The 26252-nt window shown below is 40.5% G+C and carries 21 protein-coding genes and 1 riboswitch; of the genes, 10 read left to right on the top strand and 11 right to left on the bottom strand.

Features of this window, described 5'->3' with window-relative positions:
* Window positions 1-40: 40 nt before the first annotated feature.
* A complete protein-coding gene (locus tag BM192_RS02345) occupies window positions 41-613 on the bottom strand; it encodes a hypothetical protein (RefSeq protein WP_037444742.1) in 573 nt (190 codons plus the stop codon).
* Window positions 614-976: 363 nt separating this feature from the next.
* Between BM192_RS02345 and BM192_RS02340 the strand changes: the two genes are divergently transcribed.
* Complete coding sequence (locus BM192_RS02340; RefSeq protein ID WP_037444741.1) at window positions 977-1528, top strand: hypothetical protein; 552 nt, start codon at window positions 977-979, stop codon at window positions 1526-1528.
* An 18-nt stretch (window positions 1529-1546) separates the two neighbouring features.
* Here the strand turns inward: BM192_RS02340 and BM192_RS02335 are convergent, their stop codons facing one another.
* The gene (locus BM192_RS02335) at window positions 1547-1780 is read right to left on the bottom strand and encodes a hypothetical protein (protein WP_037444740.1); all 234 of its coding nucleotides are present in this window, start codon (window positions 1778-1780) and stop codon (window positions 1547-1549) included.
* 138 nt (window positions 1781-1918) lie between these two features.
* Window positions 1919-2026: riboswitch (SAM riboswitch) on the top strand.
* 297 nt (window positions 2027-2323) lie between these two features.
* On the opposite strand from BM192_RS02335, the gene BM192_RS02330 reads away from it, so the two are divergent.
* Window positions 2324-5497 carry a SusC/RagA family TonB-linked outer membrane protein gene (locus BM192_RS02330; protein WP_037444738.1) on the top strand — a complete coding sequence of 1058 codons (3174 nt, stop codon included), beginning with the start codon at window positions 2324-2326 and terminating at the stop codon, window positions 5495-5497.
* A gap of 10 nt (window positions 5498-5507) precedes the next feature.
* Complete coding sequence (locus BM192_RS02325; RefSeq protein WP_037444736.1) at window positions 5508-6941, top strand: SusD/RagB family nutrient-binding outer membrane lipoprotein; 1434 nt, start codon at window positions 5508-5510, stop codon at window positions 6939-6941.
* A gap of 96 nt (window positions 6942-7037) precedes the next feature.
* On the opposite strand, the gene efp is transcribed toward BM192_RS02325, so the two are convergent.
* Window positions 7038-7598 (bottom strand): elongation factor P, encoded by a 561-nt coding sequence (efp, locus tag BM192_RS02320; protein WP_037444734.1) that lies wholly within the window; start codon window positions 7596-7598, stop codon window positions 7038-7040.
* Between the two features lie 178 nt (window positions 7599-7776).
* Between efp and BM192_RS02315 the strand changes: the two genes are divergently transcribed.
* The gene (locus BM192_RS02315; protein ID WP_037444731.1) at window positions 7777-10185 is read left to right on the top strand and encodes an outer membrane beta-barrel family protein; all 2409 of its coding nucleotides are present in this window, start codon (window positions 7777-7779) and stop codon (window positions 10183-10185) included.
* Between the two features lie 43 nt (window positions 10186-10228).
* On the opposite strand, the gene BM192_RS02310 is transcribed toward BM192_RS02315, so the two are convergent.
* Window positions 10229-12724, bottom strand: coding sequence for a family 20 glycosylhydrolase (locus tag BM192_RS02310; protein WP_037444729.1), 2496 nt, complete (start codon window positions 12722-12724; stop codon window positions 10229-10231).
* Window positions 12725-12957: 233 nt separating this feature from the next.
* Between BM192_RS02310 and BM192_RS02305 the strand changes: the two genes are divergently transcribed.
* Together BM192_RS02305 and BM192_RS02300 are read left to right on the top strand one after the other, a co-directional pair.
* A complete protein-coding gene (locus BM192_RS02305) occupies window positions 12958-13185 on the top strand; it encodes a hypothetical protein (protein ID WP_037444727.1) in 228 nt (75 codons plus the stop codon).
* A gap of 201 nt (window positions 13186-13386) precedes the next feature.
* The gene (locus BM192_RS02300) at window positions 13387-15861 is read left to right on the top strand and encodes a glycoside hydrolase family 95 protein (RefSeq protein ID WP_234797497.1); all 2475 of its coding nucleotides are present in this window, start codon (window positions 13387-13389) and stop codon (window positions 15859-15861) included.
* A gap of 4 nt (window positions 15862-15865) precedes the next feature.
* On the opposite strand, the gene BM192_RS02295 is transcribed toward BM192_RS02300, so the two are convergent.
* Window positions 15866-16981 carry a LacI family DNA-binding transcriptional regulator gene (locus BM192_RS02295; RefSeq protein ID WP_234797496.1) on the bottom strand — a complete coding sequence of 372 codons (1116 nt, stop codon included), beginning with the start codon at window positions 16979-16981 and terminating at the stop codon, window positions 15866-15868.
* A gap of 68 nt (window positions 16982-17049) precedes the next feature.
* On the opposite strand from BM192_RS02295, the gene BM192_RS02290 reads away from it, so the two are divergent.
* Window positions 17050-17763 (top strand): DUF4397 domain-containing protein, encoded by a 714-nt coding sequence (locus BM192_RS02290; RefSeq protein ID WP_037444725.1) that lies wholly within the window; start codon window positions 17050-17052, stop codon window positions 17761-17763.
* 69 nt (window positions 17764-17832) lie between these two features.
* Here the strand turns inward: BM192_RS02290 and BM192_RS02285 are convergent, their stop codons facing one another.
* Window positions 17833-18624, bottom strand: coding sequence for an endonuclease/exonuclease/phosphatase family protein (locus BM192_RS02285; protein WP_234797495.1), 792 nt, complete (start codon window positions 18622-18624; stop codon window positions 17833-17835).
* A 384-nt stretch (window positions 18625-19008) separates the two neighbouring features.
* Here BM192_RS02285 and BM192_RS02280 point away from each other — a divergent pair, with 384 nt between their 5' ends.
* The gene (locus BM192_RS02280; RefSeq protein ID WP_051760285.1) at window positions 19009-19728 is read left to right on the top strand and encodes a DUF3891 family protein; all 720 of its coding nucleotides are present in this window, start codon (window positions 19009-19011) and stop codon (window positions 19726-19728) included.
* Here BM192_RS02280 and BM192_RS02275 read toward each other — a convergent pair whose 3' ends face one another.
* Both BM192_RS02275 and BM192_RS02270 read right to left on the bottom strand, forming a co-directional pair.
* Window positions 19729-20385, bottom strand: a complete 657-nt coding sequence (locus tag BM192_RS02275) for an HAD-IIA family hydrolase (RefSeq protein ID WP_234797494.1) — start codon at window positions 20383-20385, stop codon at window positions 19729-19731.
* Between the two features lie 207 nt (window positions 20386-20592).
* Entirely contained in the window at window positions 20593-21717 is a 1125-nt protein-coding gene (locus tag BM192_RS02270; protein WP_051760282.1) for a Gfo/Idh/MocA family protein, read from the bottom strand.
* Between the two features lie 149 nt (window positions 21718-21866).
* Here BM192_RS02270 and BM192_RS02265 point away from each other — a divergent pair, with 149 nt between their 5' ends.
* A complete protein-coding gene (locus BM192_RS02265) occupies window positions 21867-22454 on the top strand; it encodes a Crp/Fnr family transcriptional regulator (RefSeq protein WP_234797493.1) in 588 nt (195 codons plus the stop codon).
* A gap of 109 nt (window positions 22455-22563) precedes the next feature.
* A complete protein-coding gene (locus BM192_RS02260; protein ID WP_037444720.1) occupies window positions 22564-23226 on the top strand; it encodes a DUF1349 domain-containing protein in 663 nt (220 codons plus the stop codon).
* Between the two features lie 50 nt (window positions 23227-23276).
* Here the strand turns inward: BM192_RS02260 and BM192_RS02255 are convergent, their stop codons facing one another.
* The 3 genes from BM192_RS02255 to BM192_RS02245 all read right to left on the bottom strand — a co-directional run bounded on the left by BM192_RS02255 (window position 23277) and on the right by BM192_RS02245 (window position 26182).
* The gene (locus BM192_RS02255) at window positions 23277-24662 is read right to left on the bottom strand and encodes a BamA/TamA family outer membrane protein (protein WP_234797492.1); all 1386 of its coding nucleotides are present in this window, start codon (window positions 24660-24662) and stop codon (window positions 23277-23279) included.
* Between the two features lie 117 nt (window positions 24663-24779).
* The gene (locus BM192_RS02250; RefSeq protein WP_037444717.1) at window positions 24780-25265 is read right to left on the bottom strand and encodes a hypothetical protein; all 486 of its coding nucleotides are present in this window, start codon (window positions 25263-25265) and stop codon (window positions 24780-24782) included.
* Between the two features lie 47 nt (window positions 25266-25312).
* Entirely contained in the window at window positions 25313-26182 is an 870-nt protein-coding gene (locus tag BM192_RS02245) for an AraC family transcriptional regulator (protein ID WP_037444715.1), read from the bottom strand.
* Window positions 26183-26252 lie beyond the last annotated feature (70 nt).

The following is a 26252-nucleotide window of genomic DNA, read 5'->3' as shown; positions in this document are numbered from 1 at the left end:
ATAGCTAAATGTAAACTTATATCCTGGGTTCTGTTTTAATTTATTTTCTCAGCAAGTATGATTTCTTGATCTTAAACAAGTGGTTTTTGCTCATATTAAGCAACTTAGCTAATATCGCTGCATTAACCCTGAACAGAACTGATCTCTGGTTTTTAGCAAAGGCGTTAAATCTTTCTTTAGCATTTGTCATTCTGAGCAGTATCTCTCTTTCTTTGGCTAAATGAAGGCTTTCTTCCTGTATTTCTAAAAACAGCTTACATAAATATGGACTGTCCCGAAGTATCAATTCCGCTGTATTCATCTCTAGTGCATACACCCGTGATTCTTCAATTGCCTGTATATTTTCTTCGAATGGTAACTGATTGGAAAAGACCCCGGCAGGCGATATAAATCCGTTGTCGATTATCCAGGAAGGATAGGTTAGTTCGTTGATGATGCAGCTACCCATCACCAGTCCCTCTTCTACATAGTATAAAGTAGGATATGAATATCCACTGTTGTCCAGTGACATTCCCTTTCTGACTGTAAGTTCTACAAAAAGATCTTTGAAGGCCGTAATATCGTGGAACTGGGTAGCCCGCATAGACAATAATTTTTTATGTAGTTCTTGCATAGTACAATTAAGCAAATATCTTTTATATAAAAGATAACATTTGATTCTATTTGAACATGATCATAGTTTTTGTTGAAATTTTTCCTATTTAAAATCTAACTAACTCTACAAATACTAAATACCTATATAGTATTTTGTATATTTCCCCATAGATGCATTCATTTTGCGTAAGCAACTGGTTAAAGCTTCATCCAAATTCCTTATCTGGCAAAATGGAAAAGTCGATCAGGCTTGAGCTGTGAATTTAGGTTGGACTGAGAAAAAAATCTATCAATTTCTAAAGCTCTTAAGGTTTTATATAGCGAATATCCTGTTTAGTTTATCTTTGTCTCCGCAATAATGCCGAGCTCAATAGCTATTTGAATGAAATCTGTTAAAAAATGTGACCTATCTGTATTCGTGTTGATTTTCTTTTGCTGTTTATCTTTTACCCTATCTGCACAGGAATCCAGAAGTGGTGCGCGTAAGCTTTCAGACAGACCATATTTTCTGGAACACGAGCTAAAAAGTAAGGATAGCCTGTTTGCCGTAGACACTCTTACGCTCAAAAAGTATATCACATTTGACAGTCTTGATGTGGAGTTGCTGAAAGCACCTGTATTAAGGGAGATTTTATTAGGAGAAGCCAGGATTGGCAGGCCCGCAACTTATCAGACAATGGTAACTTATATAGCTTACTACCGGCAGACAGTCGCTTACAGAGAGTTTCGTGAAAATTTGTCGCTATTTAAACGAATGGAATCTCTGAAAGTAAACCCTTTGAATTGGGAAATGGACAAGGTGCTTTTTAACCGCCTTGGGTTTACTGAAAGCGATCTGGAAGATTTTAAGTCCTACATTTCGTCTCCTGAACATGCTGATATGAACTATAAGCAGGCCTATATAGGTTACATGAATGAAATAATGGCCTTATAAATGTAAATTAACTATTGATTAATCCTTGTCTTGTGTTGGTGTGGTTAACATTTCCTTCCCACTTCCTTTGCTGTTTCTTCGGACTTCCTTCGCTGTTCCTTCGGTCAGAATCGAATAAGGAGCGAGGGAAAAGCGGATGATTTTTAAATGAAAATCGACCAAATGTAAAACTGTATACTTTCTTCCGGAGAAAATATAGCGGCCTAATAAAGCGAAGCTGAAAAAGCTTAATAAAAAGCTTTTTATTTTCATCGGTCAGCTTATTAGGCTACTAATTAAATAGTCAAATATAGCTGGCTATTATGCGCAGATAAAAAATATTCAAATAAATTCTACAGAATAAGTAGTTTTTAAATTATGAATGATATATTTGCCCCGGTTATTTTAAAGAACTTATCAAGAAAGGTGGAGGGAATGGCCCTTTGAAGCCTTAGCAACCGTCCGTGAAAATGGAAATGGTGCTAATTCCATCCCGGGACAGCCCGGGGTAGTTAAGTCAGTTGAATGCAAATAATTTATGTCTGACATAAACGCAAGCACTTCTGATTTTCAGCGGTGTTTTTTTTTGCCGCTTTTAATTGTATTGGATGTTTAATTTAAATGAGTACAGATGTAAAAACATTACCTAAAGAGTGATCTACCCTCAGCCAGACCGGATTACGTTTACGTATTGGCTGTCTGGACAAACAAATTTTAAAGACACCTCCTGTTATATTTCGAGTTTAAAAAAAAGCGGACGTAAGCCGCAGTGGGATTGGTATGTCTAAATTTTCTTATCATCAATAATCAATAATTATGTTTAAAAGTATAAAACTGTCAGCGATACTCTTCCTGATATTGCTTTCACAACTGACTTTCGCACAGGATACCACTATTAAAGGAGTTGTTAAAGCCTCCACGGGGGAGACATTACCGGGGGTGTCCGTAGCCCTTAAAGGCTCCTCTCAGGTGGTTGCTACAGACATCAACGGCTCTTTTTCTATTGTCGCGCCGGACAGAAGCATACTGGTGTTTTCTTATATAGGTTTTCAAGTACAGGAACTCCAGATTAATAGAAATGCAGGCGCATTACTGGTCACATTACAGCCGACTGAAAATGCGCTTAATGAAGTTGTCGTGACCGCACTGGGTATTAACAGGCAAAAAAAATCATTGGGGTATGCCGTGCAGGAAATTAAGGGTCAGGATTTGGCGGAGGCGAAAGAAACGAATTTAGTTAATGCGCTGGCTGGAAAAATCGCCGGTGTGAGAGTAACGAACAGTCAGGGAGACATGGGTTCCTCAAGAGTGGTGATACGTGGGGAAACCTCTATTTCAGGAAATAACCAGCCTCTGTTCGTAGTAGATGGGATTCCGGTGGATAATTCTCAATTGAATTCTGCAGGTGCACGTGATTATGCTAATGCCATTTCGGACATTAATGCAGACGATATAGAATCGATCAGCGTACTGAAGGGGCCAAATGCAGCTGCGCTTTATGGATCGCGTGCTGCGGCTGGTGTCATCATCATTAAAACGAAGACTGGTAAATCAAAACGAGGAGTGGGCATCACAGTAAATTCCAATACTGTGCTGGAGACTATTGCTACATTGCCTGTTTATCAAAATGCATTTGGCCAGGGTTCTGAAGGCCTGTTCAGTTATGTCGATGGAAAAGGAAAGGGTCTGAATGATGGGGTCGATGAAAGCTGGGGACCAAGAATGGATGGACGTTTATTGCCTCAATTTTTTTCTAAAGGTGTCGCGGTTCCATTTGTCGCACACCCGGATAATGTACGTGATTTCTTTCAGACAGGATATTCATTGAATAATGGTATTGCAATTGCAGATGCAACTGAGAAATTTGATTACCGGTTATCATATAATAATTTAAAACAGGTCGGTGTAGTTCCGAATTCAGGTCAGGGAAAAAATTCAGTGACCTTGAACACAACATTAAGGCTTACACCGAAATTGAGTCTCACCGCCAATGCTAATTATAGCAAACTTGGCTCAGACAATCTTCCTGGAACTGGTGGCTCAAGGTCTACGAGTACAATGCTTCAGTTCGCTTGGTTTGGAAGACAGGTAGATATTAATGAGCTCAAAAATTATCTGGATGAAAACGGAAATACGTTCAACTGGAATAATAGCTACTATTCTAATCCTTACTGGGTTGCCTACGAAAATACGGTGTCCCAAAACAGAAACCGTTTAATTGGAAGCGTAGGTCTGAATTACAAAATTATTGATGGTCTGGACTTTAATTTTCGTACAGGTACAGATTATTATAATGACCGCAGAAAGGTTCGTGTAGCTTACGGTACGAACGGATCGCCTTTCGGCTCTTATACAGAAAGTGCTTTCACTGTTAGTGAGACTAATACAGATGGGACGCTGAATCTTAATAAAAAACTAAGTTCTGACTTTACACTAGAAGCACTCGTAGGGGCAAATATCCGGTCGAGGTATATCGAGCAGAATGATCAGAGTGCACCGCGTCTTGCAGTAGCCGGTTTGTATGCGCTGAATAACTCACGTGATCCGCTCACTTCGTCAAATATTTATAATAAGCTGAAATCTTACAGTATTTATTCTTCCGCGCAACTCGGTTTCAGAAATTATCTTTTTGCAAATATTACGGCACGTAATGATTGGTCTTCTACTTTACCGGCGCAAAACCGGTCTTATTTTTATCCTTCATTTAACGGAAGCTTTGTTTTAACGGAGGCTCTGGATATTAAGAGTGAGGTACTTGATTACGCCAAAATTCGCGGAGGCTGGTCTAAAGTTGGTAAAGATGCAGATCCTTACCGTTTAATTAACACTTACGGTTTTAGTGCCCCATTTGGGTCCAATCCACAGTTGAGTCCTTCCACAACAGATCTTAACCCTAATTTAAAACCGGAAACAACGACTTCAACTGAATTAGGAGCAGAAGCGAGTTTCTTTAACAAAAGAGTCCGTTTGGACCTGAGTTTATATAATACAAATAGTTATGATCAGATCTTGAGCGTAGATGTGAGTCAGAGCACGGGTTTTAAGTCTAAACTGCTGAATGCCGGAAAGATAAATAACAAAGGTATTGAGGTTCAATTAGGTGTAACTCCTGTTAAAAAAGCTTTCACCTGGGATGTTGATGTTAATTTTGCGGCGAACAGGAGCAGAGTCATTTCACTGGATGATGCCGGACTTCTGCAAAATTACGTAGTTGCTACTAACTCTGCTCAGGTAATTGCGTCTGTTGGACAGCCTTATGGTACCTTATTTGGAAATGCTTTTCTGAGAGATGCCGGCGGAAATATTATCGTTAACTCTACAGGCGCGCCACAAACAGATCCCTCTAAAAAGGTATTGGGAAAATATACACCAGATTGGATAGGTGGCATTTCAAATACTTTTAGTTATAAAGGACTAAGCCTTGGTGTACTTATCGATGCGAGTATCGGAGGTTCAATTTACAATGGCACTTATGCTACTGGTACTTATACAGGTGTATTGGCATCTACACTTCCGGGAAGGGGCGCCGAATTTGGCGGCATATCGTATTACTATCCGGATAATAAAAAAGCTAATGGTACTGTCCGGGTGGGCAATGGGGCTGCTGCTCCAACTGGCGCTGTTGTTTATGACGATGGTATCGTATTTAATGGTGTGAGTGCCGACGGTAAGCCAAATGAAAAAGTTCTGCCTGCACAGCAATATTATAAGTCATTCCGTACAATAGATGAGGCCAATATTTTTGATGCTTCTTATGTCAAATTAAGAGAGGTGAAATTGAGCTATAATTTACCAGCCAAATGGATTCGTCCTTTAAATCTTCAGGGAGTCTCAGTTTCTTTAGTTGGCCGTAACCTTCTGATAATTCACCGCAACGTTACTGACATAGACCCTGAAGTTGCTTTTAATACCGGAAACGGGCAGGGGCTGGAAAGTTTGTCAAATCCGACGACACGAAGCTACGGCTTCAACATTAACATCAAAATTTAATAATCTGGACATGAAAAATAATAGACTATATATCATAGCTGCACTGGCATTCTCCCTGGCGTCCTGCGCAAAGGAACTGGATAAAATTAATATCAATCCAAATGCAACTGAAAAAGCACAGCCTGATTATCTGTTGACAGGCGCAATTAAAAATACAGCAGATGTATATTGGGGAACTACCAATAATATGAATTCAAGCCTGCTTTTTTCTCAGCAATTTGCAAAGGTTCAATATACAGAGGAAGATCGCTTTATCTATTCGAACAGTAGTTTGACTACATTGTGGTCAAATGGTTATTCTCAAGGTATCATTGCTTTTAACAAGATAATCGAAGCCGGCGATGCACAGGATAATCCGAATTACCGGGGCGTTGGCCTGGTCTTACGTTCATGGGTGTTTCTTCTGCTGACAGATGCGTATGGCGATGTGCCTTATACTGAGGCCGGGAAACTAAACGAGTTTATTACGCCTGCTTATGACAAACAGAAAGATATATATTTCGGCTTGCTGGAAGATCTGAAAGCCGCTAAAACGGTACTCAATCCGGCTGGCAAGGCAATCGGAGGCGATATTATTTACAATGGAGATATTTCGCGCTGGAAAAAACTGGCTAACTCACTCCGGGTCCGGATTGCATTGCGTATCGCAGACCGGGAACCTGCAAAAGCAAAACAAGTATTTGATGAGATTAAGGCAGATAATGATGCATTGATTAGTGAGAATGCAGATATAGCACAGTTAATTTATCAGACCTCTCCTCAACAGAATCCGATTAGCGCACAGTTTGAAACCCGTGACGATTACCGGATCAGCAAAACAATCGTCGATAAGTTGTCCGAGCTTAAAGATCCCAGACTAGCAGTTTATGCCAGTAAGACGCAGACGCCTACACCAGAAGAGTATGTTGGTTTACCAAACGGACTAACGAACTCTGAAGCGAGTGCATTAGGTTTTGCAAAGGTATCTAAGCCAGGCGCTTACTTTCTTTTACCTCAGGCCCCGGCTGTAATCTTCAGTTATGCAGAATTACTGTTTGACAGGGCAGAGGCTGCTGCCAGGGGATTCACAACTGAAAATGCTGCAGATCTTTATCAGCAGGGGATTAAAGCTTCTTTCAGACAGTATAATATTTCTGATGCCGCTGCGGCAGCTTATGTAGCTCAGCCCTTCGCTCAATATGATCCGGGTAACTACAAGAAATCAATCGGTGAACAAAAATGGCTGGCTTTATTTGGGCAGGGCCTTGAGGCCTGGGCCGAGAGGCGCAGGTTGGATTATCCGGTGCTGAAAGCCTCGGTTAACACGGTTTTAAATGGCGAAATTCCGGTACGTTTCATTTACCCCGGAACAGAACAATCTTTAAATATTCAAAGCTATAAAAATGCAGTTGCGAGCCAGGGTCCCGACCTGCTGACCACTAAGTTATGGTTTGATGTGAATTAGCTGAAAGGCCAATTCTGAGTCATAAAAATGCCCCCGGAAAGTGTCTGACTTTTCGGGGGCATTTTAGGATATCCGTGATGCTTTTTTGAATGTAAATTATTTTACACGCTCTATGTATTCACCTGTACGGGTGTCTATTTTAACTTTATCACCTTGATTCACAAACAAAGGTACCTTAACTTCGACTCCATTTTCTAATGTGGCATATTTTAATGCACCTGAAGAAGTATCACCTTTTACAGCTGGTTCCGCATAAGTAATTTCCAGTTCTACAAAATTCGGTGTAAGGGCCATAATAGGTTCTTCGCTTTCAAAAGAAACCACTACGCTCATTCCTTCTTTTAAATATTTAGCAGCCGGTCCAAATAATGCTTTAGGAATGTTAAACTGATCAAATGTTTCATTATCCATTACCACAAAATAATCACCGTCTTCATACAGGTATTGATAGTCATTGGTTTCAACACGGCATATTTCCACCTGCTCATCTGTTCCTAAACGTGCTTCAACTATTTTTCCGGTTTTAATATTACGGAATTTACCTAAGTAGAAAGCTCCGCCTTTACCTGGTGTACGGTGAATGAATTCTGTAACTGTTACCAGTTCACTGTTGTAACGTAAAATATTTCCTACTTTAATTTCAGATGCCTTTGCCATAAAGAATATAATTGTAAAATTTGAGCCTAAAGATAAATGCTTTTTTGAATTTATAAGATTAATCTGATCAGAATAGTCTCAAGCCAATTTTTTATTTGTCTTCTCCGAAAATCCCTATATTGTAGAGGAATTCTTTAATCTAAAGAATGTCAGCCTCTTAAAACCTAATATTTATTGTATGCACAAAATTCTACAAGCGGGATTACTTCTTCTCCTTCCTCATGCTGTCTCAGCTCAACTATCCTCAAAAGGTAAGGTTAGCAACGAAAATAAAGAACCCGTGGAATTGGCAATAGTCAGTATTAAAAAAGGCAACGTGATAATCGGAAATACTATCACAGACAGTTTAGGCCATTATCAATTTCCGGATCTTAAAAATGGAGCGTATACTATTTCGGTGAAGAATATAGCTTTTAAGGATACTACCTTTCTTGCTGTGGTCGATGCAAATACCTTACCTGATATTTCTCTGCGTCGTATTGGCGACCTGAAAGAAGTGGTTGTAACAGCCAAAAAGCCTGTTTTTCAACGTGAAATTGATCGCCTGCGTTTTAATGTCGGAGAAACGGACCTGGTGTTCGGAAACAATATCTGGGATGTTATTGAAAAAACACCACTTGTAAATGTTTCCTCGGACGGAACCATTCAGATCAGCGGTACTTCAGGTGCGATTGTATACATTAATAATAAGCGAAAAGTGCTTAGCGGTAATGCGCTGAAAAATTATTTAAGCAGTATTCCGTCAGATAATCTGGATGCAATTGAAGTTATAACTACACCACCGAGCAAATACGATGCAGAAGGTGGCGCAGGAATTATTAACATCCTGACCAAAAAGAATAAGGAAGAGGGGCTGGTCGGGAATACCGTGCTTAGTTCCAGGCAGACTGCCGTTAATTCGCAGGGTGCCAGTGTCTATTTGAATAACCGTCAGGGGAAATGGAATGTATACTCAGATTTTTCTATGGGTAACCGGAGCAGGCAGCCGGAGTTTAAAAAAGATATATATTATCCTGCCTCCGGTACAAAAAGTCTTTTACACCGGAATATTACCTCTAATACCGATTTTCAGAACCTATATCCCGGTGCGAATCTTGGAATTGATCGTGAGATTAATGAAAATCATGTAGTCGGTTTATTATTTGATTATGCAGGTAGCTGGCACAAGGAAACGCGGGATGCATTCAGACGCGATTATTACCCGGACACGGACTCACTCAGCAAAACGAATAACAGGGATAATTTGAGTTCACAGACTTTCTCGCTTAACCTGAACTACCAGGGCAAACTGGATTCTTCCGGCAAAAAAATCAGCATTGATTTTGATGCACTGGAATACACTGCTAAAAACAACTCGGTAAGTAAGACGAATGCTTTAGACCTTGGCACGCAACAACCACTGTTCACAGAAGATTGGTTTAGAAGTGCATCTCCGCAGAAAATCAGTAATCAATCGGTTAAAGTTGATTTTGAATGGCCGGTTAATAAACGTGTCGGTGTAGAATTTGGGTCCAAATTATCCTTCTCCAATATTGATAATACCCTTCTTTTCGAAAACAGAAACGGAGATGATAACTGGGTGAAAGATTTGAGCAGAAGTAATCTTTTCAGGTATCAGGAAAATATCAATTCTTTATATGGACTGATAAAGCATAAGGTCAGTGCAAAATGGTCATATCAGCTGGGGTTGCGTTTGGAAAATACAGTTGCAACAGGATGGCTGGAAGGTGTAAAGGAAGTAGACAGAAACTATGTTAATGTTTTTCCTACTGCCTTTCTGAAATATACAACCAGCCAGAACAGATCATTTGTGCTTGCGCTCTCCAGCAGAATCACCCGACCAGGTTACTGGGATGTTAATCCGTTTCGTACTTATACTACCGATCAGACTTATTTTGAGGGAAATCCATTTTTGTCTCCGTCTAAATATTACAGACAGGAGCTTAATCATACGTTTAGTAGTCAAAACGGCACATTTTCTGTCCAGTTTGCGGCTGGCCAGTTACTGGACGAGTTTTATGCACTTCCTTATAATCCTTCGGGCAATATTATCGCGAACAAGAAAGTTAACTACGGGAATAAATACAGCTATTCCAATACGATTACCTATTATAACCAGATTTTACCGTGGTGGAAATTTACAGGTACGACGCTAACTGGATATGTGGTATCAAAGGGGAAATATGCGAATGATGTGATTATCGATAACAAGACAATGTTATTGAGTATCTCTACCAATCAAACTTTTACGCTTTCTAAAAAGGAATCTCTTTTCTGTACTGTAATTGCGAATAATACTTTTCCCGTAACTATTGTAAACACAGCTATCGGAAACAGACTGGAAACCGAAATAAGGTTGAGGAAATCATCGGGCCCGTGGAATATCACTTTATCCGCACAGGACTTATTGAAGAGTAATAAAGACCGGTATAAAGTACTGCTAAACGAACTGAGTATTGTTGATATGAATTACTATGACACTAGAAGCGCAGCACTGTCTGTAAGCTATAGCTTCGGCAAATCTTCTGTTAAAAGCAAAAGAGACAGGGATGCAGGATACGAAGCAATTAAACAAAGGCTGTCGTAGTTAAAGATTGCCGAAATAGACGTGTATACACGTCTATTTCGGTTTACAACTGTACTTTAATTAAGTTACTTCCCCGTCCTTTAGCATTTATGGTTTTAAAAGTATAATTTCCTTTCTGGCTGATCGGTGCGGTATACTTCTGGCTGTTCTCATTAGGGTCAGAGCCATCTGTTGTATAAACTATGGTTAATCCCGGGTAAAGAACGTTTGCGGACAATGTTCCGTTTTCCACCTTAAGTCCGGGAGTAGGGATCCGGTAATTAAATCCACCAGACAGATTATCAAGCCTTGGGAGTTCATAGTTGCCAACGGAGTTTAGAAATGACTGGTACGCAGCATTATACTGCGCTTCTGATTTTGCTGCATCTTTTTCTAATGCCCATGTCGGATCCTGTGCCCAGGCTCTTTCGGCCAGCCCGAATAATTTCGGAAAAAGCAGGTATTCGAATCTTTCTTTGCTGAATATAATCTCGCTCCAGAGTGGTGCTTGTATACCTACAATATTAGACTTTCCAAATTCGGTAAGCTGTACCATGTTTTTGAAATGACCAGGGACAATTGCGTTTCCACGTTCATCTTCCTTCTGGTTTTTGGTGTAGTTATAAGGAATAAAGCTGAACGGTTTATCGATATCTACATAACCGCCCCAGTATTGACCGGGCTCTGCGTAACTTTTGCTGTATGCCAGATCCAGGTAGAGGTTGGTAACATTGGTCAGCACTACTTTGTAACCAGCATTGGCCAGTCTGTAAGCGAGGTCTTCGTTACCGGATAAATTATTCCAGACATCTGTATGGAAATTACTTTTAGCAAACCTTTCATTGACCACCATCTTTCCCTTGACTTTATGAAGGCCGATTTCTTCCCATCCGGAAAGATATAGCCCTTTGCGTTTTAACATCTGGTCCAGTTTATTAAAGTAATAGGGCCAAAGCTGCCCGGTGTTTTTAACTGAAGGATTTTTTCGCATCAGCGATAATACTACCGGAGATTTTTCCCAGACGCCTGCAGGTACTTCATCTCCGCCGAAGTGGATCGTTTTTAATGGAGCATCTGCAGTTTTATACATCGCGATCAGTTCGTCAGTTACCTTTTCAAGAAAAGTGTAAACAGAGGGCAGAGCTGCGTTTATGACATTATCTTTAAATCCCTGAACAGATCTGTACACAGATTTATCCTGCAAATCCCGCAGCAGGTATTTTTCGGCTTCTATTTTATTTCCGGACTTGATCAATCTGTTGTAACGCGCATTCATTGCTACGATTGCCGCTCTGGCATGCCCGGGAGTTTCTATTTCCGGAATAACAAGAATATGTCTTTCATGCGCAAATTTCAATATTTCGATGAAATCATTTTTAGTCAGGTAACCGCTGCCGGTCAGGTTATCCCGATTTGGCCCTGATCCATAAGAAGGGTTAATCTGGTCATTTTCATCTGTGGTATGTCCTCTGTGCCCACCAACCTGCGTTAGCTCCGGTAAACCAGGTATCTCAAGCCTCCATCCTTCGTCGTCAGTAATATGGAAATGTAATACGTTAACCTTATACAATGCCAATGCCTCAATCAGTTTTTTGACCTCGTCTTTAGGTTGATAATTACGCGCGATATCCATCATAAATGCCCGATGTCCAAATCGGGGTTCATCATTTATTTCCAGTGCATTTATAGCGATGTTAGCTGGTGAACCCGTTCCTTTTTGTAGAGGTAACAGCGCTTTTAAAGATTGGAATGCGTAAAAAACTCCTGCTTTTGTCGCCGTTTGTATCTTAATTTCTTTTGGACTGATATGGAGATTGTAAGCCTCGGGTTTAATTGTGTTTAATAGTTGTACAATAATCTGATTTTCTTTTGCTTTTCCATTTAGCTGTGGTTTGATACCGGTTGCTACCTGCAGGTCATTTAAAAATAACTTTGCCTCAGCAATGAATTCCTTTGGTACAACCAGGTTAGATTGCCCGCTTAGTGAAAAAGAACCTTCCTTTTTGACCAGAGATTTAGGAGTAGGCAGGATCGGAGAAAAACTGTCTGAGCGGGCAGCCATCGTTTTTTCAGTCTTATCATACACCGACCGGGCAATCGCTAAATCTCTGGCATTAAGATCTTCTGTGGTGTTTTGCTTAAGTTTAACTGGAAAAGTCCGTTTGGTGCCAGTGAACGCAATGTAGAACCCTTTTGGGTAGTCTGTTAAGTTTTTGAGTTGTCGGGTGAGGATAGGAAGATCGAGTTCTTCTCCGGGTTTTAAAGCTTTAAAGCCCGATTTAGGAGAAAGGCTGTAAAAGTCTCCGTTAATATAAGTTATAGTCACCGGCGCACTCTCCGGATTCTGTAATTTACCATTTAAGGAGTTATAGTAGATGACCCATCCGGATGCCGGAAGATCCGTTTCTCCCAGATTTTTAAGTTTAAGTACTGAAAGCGCCTGGTTTGAATTTTGATAGTTTGGTTCGGTAACGGACCAGGTAATTTCCAGGTCTGTACTTTGAGCCTGAACAGAAATTACAGACAGGATCAATAAAGTAGTAAAAATCAGGTTTTTCATATTTGGTAAAAGATTTATATATCCCAATATAGTAATTATCGGGGGTAACGCAACTCCTCATTCAGCGTCCGATCACTTAAAGAAAAAGTTCATACTAAGGAATAAATTGATGATGTCTTTGTTTTGCGTTATTTTACTCGAACGTTATTTTTATTTTTTTTTAAAATTGTTTAAACCTTTCCGTATAGTGCCTGTTTACCAGTTGATTATAAATCACCTAAATTTTTGAACTTATGAAAAAGTCATTAATCACTTTGCTGCTGACAGCGTTCTGCTGGACAGCATTTGCGATGAGTGTTCCACAACAGGATACCACCCGCAAAAAACAAGATACGACCAAAAGACATGATCAAAAAAAGAAATCCAAGATGAAAAATCAAAGTAAAAAGGATTCAACCTGGAAAGACAGCACGAAACGGAAAACCTGGGACACTCTTTCCAGGGCACAGAAACCAATGTAGATCATCTCTATGTGAAATATTCTTGATGTGTTCAGATCAGTCTGTTGTTTAAAAGCCGCAGACTGATTTTTATTTTTTTAGCCCTGCTCAATAGAACAAGTTTTTCTTAGTTTAACGTTTTAAGGTCGATTAATGATATATTAAGGTTTTTAATTGCGTCAGCTTAATTTATGCTGAAACCAAATATAATATTAACGGCCTATGCATAATTCTATCCGAAATAAGGGTATGGTTTTCACCATATTTATTTCTCTTACAATTTCTGTCTCCGCACAAAACACCGATCTCAAACTATGGTACAATGCCCCGGCCGAAAATGTATGGGAAGCTGCGTTGCCTGTCGGAAACGGAAGATTGGGGGCAATGGTCTTTGGTAACCCGGGTCAGGAACAGATCAGTCTAAACGAAGCAAGCATCTGGAGCGGCGGTCCAAATCGGAATGACAATCCGGAAGCACTGAATGCTCTTCCGGAAATAAGAAAACTTATTTTTGAAGGTCAGTATCAGCAGGCCAGTAAGATGGCGGCACAGCATATCCAGTCGAAACGCATTAATGGCATGATGTATCAGCCAGCAGGAGATTTCCGGCTAGTCTTTCCGGGACATGAAAACTATGCCGGCTATTACAGGGAGCTTGATCTTGAGAGTGCTGTTGCTAAGACTACCTACAAGGTTGGAAATATCACTTATACACGTACTGTTTTTTCTTCTGTTCCGGATCAGGCTATTATAATTCACTTGACAGCAGATAAGCCGGGTAGCCTGACTTTTGAAGCCTCCTTGCTGAGTGAACATAATTCCAAAGTTATAGTTGCAAAAGATAATATACTTTACCTGTCAGCTCAGAGCAGCGATAAAGATGGGGTTAAAGGCGCAGTTAAATTCGAAACTGGTGTCGGAATAAAGCAAAAAGGCGGTACGATTTCATCGGACAATGGGAATTTGAAAGTGTCCGGGGCAAGTTCTGCTACCGTTTATATTTCAATAGCGACCAATTTTGTCAATTATAAAGATATCAGTGCTGACGAAAAAACGAAAAATGCTGCGTATTTGCATGCGGTAATGCAGAAGAGTTATCGCCGGTTATCGAAAGATCATATAACTGCTTATCAAAAGTATTTTAACAGGGTGCAGATTAATCTGGGGAAAACTCCTTCCGCGGGGCTTCCGACAGACCAGCGTGTCGCAGAATTTGCAAAGGGAAATGATCCACAGCTTGCAGCGCTTTACTATCAGTTTGGACGTTACCTGCTAATCTCCTCATCACAGCCGGGAGGGCAGCCGGCAAATTTGCAGGGAATTTGGAATAATAAGATGAATCCACCCTGGGGTAGTAAATACACTATAAATATTAACACAGAAATGAACTACTGGCCTGCAGAGGAATCAAATCTCTCAGAAATGCACGGGCCGCTGATTGAAATGGTGAAAGAACTCTCAGAGACAGGGAAAGAAACTGCCAGAGTTATGTACGGAGCCGCGGGTTGGGTTACGCACCATAATACAGATTTATGGCGTATAAGTGGTCCGGTTGACGCAATAAATTACGGCATGTGGCCAATGGGCGGTGCCTGGTTAAGCAGGCACCTTTTCGAAAAGTATCTTTACAATGGTGACCGGGAATATCTGAAAACAGTCTATCCAGCTTTAAAGGGAGCGGCGCAGTTTTACCTCGACTTCCTGGTAGAAGAGCCCGTAAAGGGTTGGATGGTTGTAAGTCCGTCAATGTCGCCTGAGAACTCACCTAAATCTCATCAGGAGATCTCGATTGCCGCTGGCACAACTATGGATAATCAATTGGTTTTCGATCTGTTTACCAATACAATCCGTGCTGCAGAAGCCTTAAACACTGATGTGGTTTTAATCGACAAACTTAAAAAAATGAGAATGCGTCTTCCGCCGATGCAGGTAGGACAATATGGTCAGCTACAGGAATGGATACAGGACCTGGACAATCCAAATGATAAACACAGACATGTTTCCCATTTATTTGGTCTTTATCCGGCCGGACAGATTTCACCTTATCATACTCCTCAATTATTTGAGGCTGCAAAAAATAGTATGATACAGCGTGGCGATGTTTCCACCGGCTGGTCAATGGGTTGGAAAGTGAATTTATGGGCCAGGCTGCAGGATGGGAACCATGCCTATAAACTAATAACTAATCAGCTTACACCTGCAGGGGTAAATCAGGGAGAAAACAGTGGGGGTGGCACCTATCCGAATCTGTTTGATGCACATCCGCCTTTTCAAATCGATGGGAATTTTGGCTGTACTGCCGGAATTACAGAAATGCTGATGCAAAGCCATGATGAAGCCATTCATTTGTTACCTGCTTTGCCCGATGCCTGGAAAGATGGAAGTATTAGTGGTTTGAGAGCGCGTGGCGGATTCGAAATCGAACGCCTGGTATGGAAAGACGGCCATCTGTATGAAGTCGTTATAAAATCTACTTTAGGAGGTAAATGCCGGTTGCGTGTTCCTAACCAGATCAAAGGAAGAAAATTGGCAGTAGCCGCAGGTAATAATCCAAATCCATTCTTTCAGTCTCTGGAGGTAAAGCCTGCTATTATTTCAGCAACTGCGGGTCTGCGACCTGCTGAAATTAAAGATACCTTACTTTACGAGGTGGATACTAAACCCGGTAAAACCTATAAGTTTAAAATTAGTCAGTAAATTATTAAACCCGGTTTTTATTCCTGAGTGTCGATGATCTGACGATTAATTGAGGCTTAATACTCACCGTTTGCGGGTGGCTTCCATTGTCCATAAAATCGATCTCCTGGAAGTATAGATTAGCTATAGCTTTACCCATGCTCACACTGTACTGATCAATCGTAGTTATAGAGGGGCTTGTTATTTCTGTAAATGGCTCATTAGAATAGCCACAGATTCCGAGTTCTTCTGGTACTTTCAAGCCTTTTTTTGTTGCTACCTCTAAGACACCTAATGCGGAGAAGTCAGAGGTAGATGCAAAAATGGCGTCTGGAGGTTCAGGAAGGCTTAATAGTTGCCGGGTAGACTCAGCACCTAGCTCTTTCGTCCATGCATTTTCCTTAATTAATTCCGGTACTAGCGGGTAGTTATGTTTTTTCAATGCTTTGAGATAACCTTCTTTTCTTTGTCTGAAGATATTAAGGTTCTGCGGCCCTTCCAGTAGTGCAATTCGTTTGTAACCCTGTTCGATCATATGACTCACGGCTTCCATTGACGCCTGCTCGTTATCATTTAAAACTTTAAAAGTGTCCAGGGTATCTGTAACCCTATCAAATTGAATAAGAGGAATACCATGTTCTTTAATGTTCCTCAGATGACTGTCGTCTTCAAAATCAGCACAAATGGAAATCGCAATGCAGCTTACATGCTGATTAATCAGCGTATTTACACACTTAATTTCTCTCAGATAAGATTCATTGGACTGACAGATAACCAGATTGTATCCTTTTTGATAAGTTACTTCTTCCAGTCCGGCAATGATGTCAGCAAAAAAATTCTGATTAATGTGGGGAACGATTACACCTATGGTCTGATTCTGCCCCTTACGAAGATTCGATGCCATACTGTTTTGCTGGTAATTAAGTTCTTTCGCAGTTGCCAGGATTAATTGCCGGGTAGCTTCGCTCACATTACTGTTGTTACTCAGAGCTCTGGAGACAGAAGAAGCATTTAAATTCAGCTTTTTCGCTATATCATAAATAGTTGTTCTTTTCTGCTTTTTCATAACGACGTAAAGATGGCTAAATAATGAGAAATAATTATTAGGATTTGGAATACGGTTATTATAGGAATTCATCATAAAATATAGCTGGCACTGTTGCATTTCGGTCTCGACAGGAGTTTTCCTTAAAACAATCAACACGATCAATGATGGAAACAAAAAACTACACAACCACATTTTTAAAAAAAGGCATAATGATTCTGCTTGCTGTATCGGCGTTTACCGCCTGCAAAAAAAAGGACGATAATGCTTCTTCGCCTGATCAGAAGGCAAAACTTGCGATATTGATATCTTCACCAGGTGCAAGTGAATTATCATTTTATATTAATGGCAACAAGACGGGTACCACCAATGTCTTAAATTTCAATACAGTAGTCAATTATTTTGCCACCGAACCAGGCACCGGAGAATTTGGATTTTCTAAAAAAGACTCAGAAGTGATATTAGCAAAAGTAGCTTATGACCTTAAACCGGCCAGTTATCATTCTTTAATATTCACGGGAAGATCTCCCGAAAGTGATGTGATTCTGGTAGAAGATGATCTTTCTGCTCCAGCAACAGATAAAGCTAAAATACGCTTTGCCAACCTTAGTCCGGACGCGCCCGCACTGGATCTATATATGCAAGGAAAAACAGACCCAGGACTAAGTAATAAGACATTTAAAACAGTATCAGGATTCATCAACGTTGACCCGGCAGTGAATCCAAAATTCGAAATAAAGACTACCGGAGGGACAAATGTGCTGGCGAGTCTCGAAAATTTTAAGATTGAAAAAGGAAAAATTTATACGATTTGGGTGAGAGGACTAATCGAGGCAGGCGACGGGCCTAAGTTAGGCTTAGAAGCAATGACAAATTAATTAAATCATGCTGCACAGCAGGGGGTAAAAGTCTTTTGTTATCCTGCTGTGCTTTGATAAAACTGTTTTTTAAAAAATCTCGATTGGCTTTGCCAATTTTTCTTCTGCGAGCTCCTTGTCTTCCTGATCAGCTACCGGAGCTTCATTTCGAGCTTCTGAGTCACTGTCAAACTGAAGATCGGCACACATCGGAAAATGATCAGAACCACAACTCTCTAATCGCTGAATACTCGTTAAGGTGAAATCGGTGGAACAGAAAATATGATCCAGTGGGAAACGGAGGAAAAAGTATTTAGCGTTAAAACTATTAAAAAATCCACGACCTCTTCTTGGGTCTAACAGCCCGCTTATTTTCGAAAATAGTTCGGTTGTATAACTCCATGCCACATCATTCAAATCACCTATTACAATTACAGGCTGAGCACATTTTTTCGCTTTTTTCGCAATCATCAATATCTCCTTATCCCGTTCTGTTGATCTCGGGTTTTCCTGCGGCACAGGTGGCTGTGGATGAAGGCAGAAAAGCCGGATCAGTACTCCGGACCTGAGTCTTACATCTACCTCAATAGATGGAATATCGTCCTCTACCAGAAAATTTACTTGTCCATTTTCCAACTCAAATCTGGAATATAATATCATGCCGTACGTGTTCTCAAGCGGGATCTTCAATTGATGCGGATAATCCGAACTTATAGAATCCATTTGCTTTTGCCACCATAAATTAGTTTCAACAAGAAGAATCAGATCGGGGTTGCATTGGTCTATTATGCGGTGGTAATCTGCAGCGCGGCGATTTTCCTGATAGACATTTGCGATGAGCAGCCGGACATTATTATCGCCGGGAGGATTTCGGCTCTTCACAATTTGTTTAGTCCCCAAAATTGTAAAAGGGTATACCTGGTAGCACAGATATAATAAATTTAAGAATAGTGCAGCTAATACTATCCAGGCAACGGTATTTTCCGGCATATACCAGACAGTAATTATCAAAATTACGATCAGATTTAAAATTAGTTTTTGAAGTCTGGGATACTCAAATATTCTAAAAATCCAGTAATCATGGCGAATTAGTGGAATCAGTGTGGAGATAATGAGGAATAAACTGAAGCAGAGTAACGGGAGTGGGAGTGTCAACGATTAGAGTTTAAATGAAATTATTCAGATCCTAACCAAATAACAGGCCAGTTTTTTATTTAGGGTTCGTAAAAATGCAAACCATTATTGCCTGTATATGTTAGGCAAAAGATGATTGTAAATTATACAGAGTCCGGTTGGCAAGTTATTACACAACGTTCACATGGTTTACTCGCCGCTCAAATCTGTGCGAACTGGAAATTTAATGAACAATATGGAAGCAGGTGGATTGAGACTTTGACTGCTGTAGCGGAGCATGATGACGTTTATAACGAATTTGAAAATGATGATTTGTTAAACGAATACGGTGGACCGGTCAATTTTAAAATGACTGTTTTCAGAAAAGACTATTGTACGCGTCTGATCGAGATGGCTATAACAAAAAGTTCCTGGATTGCCTTACTGGTTTCCCGCCATATTCAATTTGTCCACGGTAGCAATCCGGCTGCTGCTAACTTTATCAAGGGATTGAAAAAACAGGAAAAGGATTGGATCAGTACAAGAGGTGTCACATCAAAAGAAGTCAGTGAAGCATATTTGCTGCTGCAGTTTTGCGACGCGTTTTCACTATTAATTTGTCAGGGAATGATTCAGCCCGAGCAGCGAAAAATTGAGATAAGCAAAGGCCCTGGACAAGTTAGTTATATGTGTGTGGCAGGTGGTATAAATAAGTTGCTGGTAACCCCCTGGCCATTTGAAAAAGAAAAGTTCAGGGTGAGTTTCGAATCCAGAACGCTGCCAAGGCTTACTTTTAAAAATGCGGCAGAGTTCCGGAAAGAGTTATGGAGTGTGGAAACCGTTGTACACCAGTTCAGTATTAGCGCTTTTTGATTACCACCAGGCGAGCGGGAACTCAATTTCGTCCACGGAGCTTGCAATTAAATCGGGTTTAAATGCATAGTAACTTAATCTCTCTTTGGTGGAGATTCCCGAAAGAACCAGGATCGTTTTATAACCCATCTGTACGCCCCCCTGAATATCCGTTTCCATAGTATCGCCGATTACTGTAGTTTCCGAAGTTTCCAGGCCTAGAAATTTTCTTGCCGAACGCATCATTACCGGACTCGGCTTGCCTGTAACAAATGCCTTTCTGCCGGTAGCTTCTTCGATCATAGCTGTTGTAGCAGCGATTCCCAGATTATTCCATCCCGGTTTTTTAGGAGACGGATCCCTGTTCGTCGTAATAAATTTGGCTCCTGCAAGGATCATATCCACTGCACGTTGTACCATTTCCAAAGTAAAATTCCTTCCTTCGCCCAATACTACGAACTCCGGATCGGTATTGACCAGTGTAATTCCATTTTCATGAAGGCTGCTTAGTAAACCTCCTTCGCCAAGAACATAGGCGGTACTGTCCGGACTCTGATCGCGCAGAAATTTGCCGGTTGCCATTGCGCTGGTATAGACGTGCCGGGCTTCCACCTTTATTCCCAGACCTTTAAGTTTCCTTACGACCTCCAGACTGGTGCGCTGACTGTTATTAGTCATAAATGCGAAAGGGATATCTTTTTTATCAGGTTATTGATGAATTTATCGGCACCGAAAATTAGCTCTTCGCCACTGTAGATTACACCGTCCATATCGATTAAAAGTCCTTGTTTCATAGCTGATAGCTTTAGAATTGAAAGATACAAAGAATCATTAATTTCCATTGTTTCCGATCAACTAGCAGAAAGTTTTTTTTTAACCGGTAACTTATTTTAAATAAACTTTCTGACCTTTTTTTGCAGATTCTTTCGCCGCCTCCAAAATTTTAACAACGATTAGATTATTCTCTGTTGAAGACAAATCATTAGCCGGGTTTATCTGACCTTTCAGAACTGCGGAAAGATAACCCAGATAGCCACTAGCAGATGGAGCAAGTGCGGCCGGTTGAGTAGTTTGATAGGTATCGCGGTTATGTTCCCTTGAGCGCACATTTCCAGGGTCAACAGCCTGTAAATAACCAGTCTGGCCAAATACTTCAAAGTCTTTGATATTGAACGGCCAGTTCCAGGAAGCTTCGATGATTCCGGTTGCGTCTGGATATTCTAAAAGGATAGTCGCATCATCATCGACCTTAGGATAAACGTCCTTTTTAATTTGTTTAAGAACAGCGGTCACCGATAACGGAGCTTTACCATCCATCATCCAGGTCATAAGATTGGCTCCATAGCAACCAAAATCAATAACAGCGCCCCCACCATTTTTAACAGGATCTGTTAACCATGCTAAAAACTCTTTACTGACTCCAATTTCTTTCGGACCCTTATGGCCGTCATGGGCGACCATTTTTCTGATATGACCTATAGACTGGTCCTTTTTTATTTTTTGATAAAGTTCCTGATTGCTTGCATACCAGGTAGTTTCATAGTTTGTCAAAAGGTGTATATTGTATTGTTTGGCCAATTGAATCATGCGTTCCGCATGTTTGACAGAGACAGCAAGCGGCTTTTCCACCATGACCGATACATGGTAAGGTGCTGCCGTTTCTACGACAGAAAGGTGATCCTCGATGGCATTAAATGCTAGAACGGCATCAGGTTTTTTATGTTTTAATAAGTCGTCCAGTGTGTTGTAAAATATAGAATCGGGGAGCTTAGCTCTTTTCTTAAACTTTTCAATCAGATCTTTATTTGACTCCGCAATTCCAATTATATGAACCAAGCCTTTGGAATAATCATTCATAATCAGGTTCACGTGATCATGACTCAGTCCGGCAAGTGCCACATTCAGTTTTTCCTGACCATATACTTTCCGAAATGAAGAGCCTGTCAGCAGGACCGTAAAAAAAAGGAGGGAATACACAGCTCTTTGAGCGTACTTCAGCAGCTTAATCATCGTATTTATATTTGGTTATTAGTTTCCATTCAAACTACATAAATAAACCGTGAATTCAATTTTTATGATGGCAATGGATGCGTGGCAAATAAATCAATAGTGCAGGGCCAGCAGATGCTTGGAATATCAATTAATATTATATTTGCGGGGTGGATACAAGTAAAAACAGACATATATTTTTCAGGACGCATATCAGCCAGATTGTGCAATTGACTGACGAAGAATTCGAACAGGTATTAAACTGTTTCACCTTTCGGAAATACAAAAAGCATCAGTATATCACGCAGCAGGGAGAGATTGGTTCACACGAACATTTTGTGCTTAAAGGAATTGTAAAGTCTTCTTATACGGATCCGAGCGGGAAAGAACATATATTACAGCTGGCTATGGAGGAATGGTGGTTTTCGGACATTAATGCTTTTAACAATGAACAACCGGCCACTTTCAATGCTGATTGTCTTGAAGACACTGAAACCTATTCTATTTCTTTCGAGAATAAGGAGAAGCTCTGCGCAGAATCTAAAAAAATGGAGTACTTTTTTAGAAAAAAGTATACTTCAGGCAACATTGCACTACAAAAAAGAGTACTTGCACTTTTATCCAGCAGTGCAGGTGAAAGGTATAATCAGTTATTGATTCAATATCCTTCATTATACAAACGGGTGTCTAAAACAATCATAGCTGCCTATCTAGGTGTAAGCCGTGAAACACTCAGCCGATTATCCAGTACCGGTTAATCCGTGATATAGCTCAATTAAAATAGTGATGTACATCCTTTAGAATCCTCCCTGATTGCGCTAGTTTTGAGATCAATTAAGTTCTGTACCAAACAAACATACTGTATCAATGAAAATCAAATTACTAGCCGTAGCGGGAATCCTGGCTCTATCTGCAGTTCAAACTGTATCGGCACAGAGCCTGGAAAAAATGAACTGGTTCAATGAACCGGAGCAATGGAGCATTCAGAATAAGAATACATTTAAAATGTCAGTTCCTGGTAAAACAGACTACTGGCGCATCTCTCATTATGGATTTACAGTCGATGACGCCCCTTTTTATTATGCAACTTATGGTGGTGAATTTGAAACTAAAGTAAAGATCACTGGTAATTATGTGACAACCTTCGATCAGATGGGTATTATGTTGCGTATTGATCATGAGAACTGGATCAAGGCAGGAGTGGAGTTTGTAAATGGCAAACAAAACGTAAGTGCGGTAGTGACACATAAAACCAGTGACTGGAGCGTAGTCGAATTGGAAAAGGCACCTTCTGCGATCTGGATTAAAGCAGTCAGAAAATTAGATGCAGTTGAGATTTCATACTCACTTGATGATAAAAAATATACAATGATCCGTACAGCGTGGTTTAAAGACAATTGCCCTGTGATGGTTGGTTTGGTTGGAGCCAGCCCGGATGGTAAAGGTTTTGATGCTGTATTTGAAAATTTTAAAGTTATACAAACACCAGACCAGCGTAGGGTAGACTGGGCAGACAAACAAAAAAAATAGAATCGTATTATTTTTTAATCCACACGCTTTCACAACCGGAAAGGTGTGGATTAAAATGCTTCGTTTAAACCCAGAAAGAAACCCCTTGCGCCATAATTTCCAAACGCGTAGTCCAGGCAAAGATTTGTCCGCGTTGCTTTGTTAAAGAGTACACGTAAACCAGCGCCGCCTCCGGGCTGCCATTTTTGAAATAACTTCGTCGCAATATCATCACTGGCTGTCTGTACATTAAAAAATGTCACACCACTCAGGAATTTATTCCTGGTGATCGGAAAGCGATATTCCAGTTCAGAGTAGAAATATTTCGGACCCTTAAAATACCCGACCGTATAACCCCGCCCACTGCGGAAGTTTACATCCTTTCCAGTTCCCGGAAGCTCAAGGTATGGCAATGCCCCACTAATCAGATAAGACCCCCAGTTCCAGAAAGCGAGAACATGTTCAGGATTTGTTTGAGAAAGGCTCCAGTATTTTCTAAAGTCGGTAGTGATCTGTACCGCACTTTTAGAACTTCCCATCCACTGTTGATTTACCCTGACACCAGCATCGGCATAGATCCCTTTATAAGAACGGTTTTGATTATCTCTGGTTGTGTATTGCAAATTGAAAAGTAGGCCATTAGACATGTAGTTGTCCCGGTCAAAACCGTAACGATCTGTATAGATATTATATGGCGTCATTTCAGTTTCAGTCCTTCTATCCTCAATTTTTCTTCGGATATCAAATGATACACCTGCACCAACGAACAGGTTGTCCATAATCTGTTTATAAACCTTCTCGCGAATATTGTAAAACTGGGCATGCAGAACATAACCTTTACGATCTGGGTTAGTCAGCGCCAGATCTTCCTCACTGCCATCTGCACCCTGTCCTATACCGAGCCCGTAATCTGGTGTGACTGTTTTTGCAGCGACCAGACTCCCCTGGAAATTCCATTTATTACCGGGGGTGAATACATTATGGCTGAGGTAGAAATACAGAATGCCTTTGGTGGTGATAGACGCAGATGAGGCCGCTACCGACATAAAAGTATTTGGTTCGTTTCCAAGCACTTTACCAGCTACAGCTTTAATGCCAATCTGCGCACCGATACTTGGATTATAAGCAATGTTGGGCATGGGTGTGATGCCAGATTTCTTTTTAAGTGGTTTAGGTGGACGGTTTGGATGTATGATGTCCCTGATTAAATCTGCAACATCATATTGCACCACACTTGAGTCCGGGACACTTTGTTTTTTGATAGTATCCTGTGGAATGACTGCGGAAGGAATAGTATCTGCAGTTTTCGTTGAAAAATGATCAGGGATACTACCGGCAAAAGATGAATACTGAATCCCGGCCAGAAAAAACGCCAATAATATCTTCAGGTACAGCATAGATTTGAAGGGCGCAGAGGTGATTCCGGCTTCTGTACGTATCAGTTTTGTATATTTCAATATCTTTATATTTTTTTTGAACTGACAGCAAATTTTACACCAATAAATGGATAATGCTGTATTTCAAGCTAGTCGCTAATCCGAATTCTATCGATAACCCCTGTTTTTTGAGATTGATTATCTCGCAGTTTCGCGCAAATACTTTTCGGTAATTGTTCTGTCTACACCAGCCTTCTCAACTTTCTCCACACCTGTTTGTACGAGCGTATCACCCTGTATTTTAATGGTGAAAGTAAATGATTTCCCCTCCCAGTTCGGATCGTTATAGAAATCCAGTGATTCTGTATACTGGTCTCCGATGAGCTTATAACTTCCGCCACCAGCATCGAAATTGTTTTTACCTGCTTTATTGGGTTTAAGGTCATGTTTTAAAAAAGCAAAATGATCGTCATTAATAATTTTGATCATCCTTTGAGCTTTGGAGTAGTCTTGTACCGTGGTTTTTCCGTTCTCGAGCGTTACCGCTGAAAGTAAACGCCATGAACCTTTGAGCTGGCCAGCCAGTTCATTTTTATTATCGTCGGCCAGGTTTTCACTCTTTTGCTGCGTACAGGAAATGCCTGCTGCCAGGCAGCACATAAATGGTAGAAGGTATAATTTCATTGCTTATAAATTTAAATAGGGTTTAAATTAAATTTGGGGTTTAATAATTAAGACAGGTTAAATTCTCGCCGGTAGGAAAGCGGTGAATTGCCCGTGATCGTGCGGAATTGACGGTTAAAATAAGACAGGTTATTAAATCCGCAGGCAAAGCAGATCCCGGAGACGGCAATATCGGAAACAGTGAGTAGATGGATAGCATGGGTAATTCTCACCGTATTTACAAATTGGGAGAGTGTTTTGGTCGTTCTACGTTTAAAATATCTGCAGAAGGCTGCTTCGTTCATAGATACTATGGCAGCGGCATCCCTGGTAGTAACTTCGTCTTTGAAATTAGCCATAATATATTTGCAGACACGTTCGAGCTTATCTTTGCTTTCCTTTTCCTCTGTGCTGATCCGGTATAACGAACTACTGATATAATTGATACCATGGTCTGGCAGGGAGGAGATATTCTCCAGCATGGATAAAAGGTTAATCACAGCTTTTAATGCGGGAAGTGCAGGGAAAGCCATCATAAACTCCTGCAGTTCATTGGAAGGATCCCTTATTTTAATTCCCCTGGAAGATTCGTTTAGCAGATCTTTCAATTGGCTGAATTCCGATTTTTGATAGAATTCGCGTCCCATAAAGTCTTCGTGAAACTGAACGAAAATAGAGTGAACATGTTCAGATTGCCGATTCAGAGATCTGTCATTGACGAAAAAATGAGGAAACCCAGGACCAAAAAGGTATAAATCACCAGCTTTAAAATTCATTACACTATCCCCGCCATAGAATTTACCCTGACCTTTCACTATATAAGTGAACTCATACCCCTGATGATAATGGAACGGAGCTGTGAACTCCTGGCCGGTTTCCTCTTTCACGATCAGACAGGTGTCCTCCGGCATTGAAAGTTCACGTAGTAATTTTTTCATTTTACACTATTTTGTTCGTGTTTGTATTTATAAATGTAAATAATGTATTAGAAACGGCAAATGGTGTTGT

This window comes from Pedobacter antarcticus, assembly GCF_900112985.1.
Classification (GTDB): Bacteria; Bacteroidota; Bacteroidia; order Sphingobacteriales; family Sphingobacteriaceae; genus Pedobacter; species Pedobacter antarcticus.
This window is presented reverse-complemented; position numbering and strand designations above follow the sequence as displayed.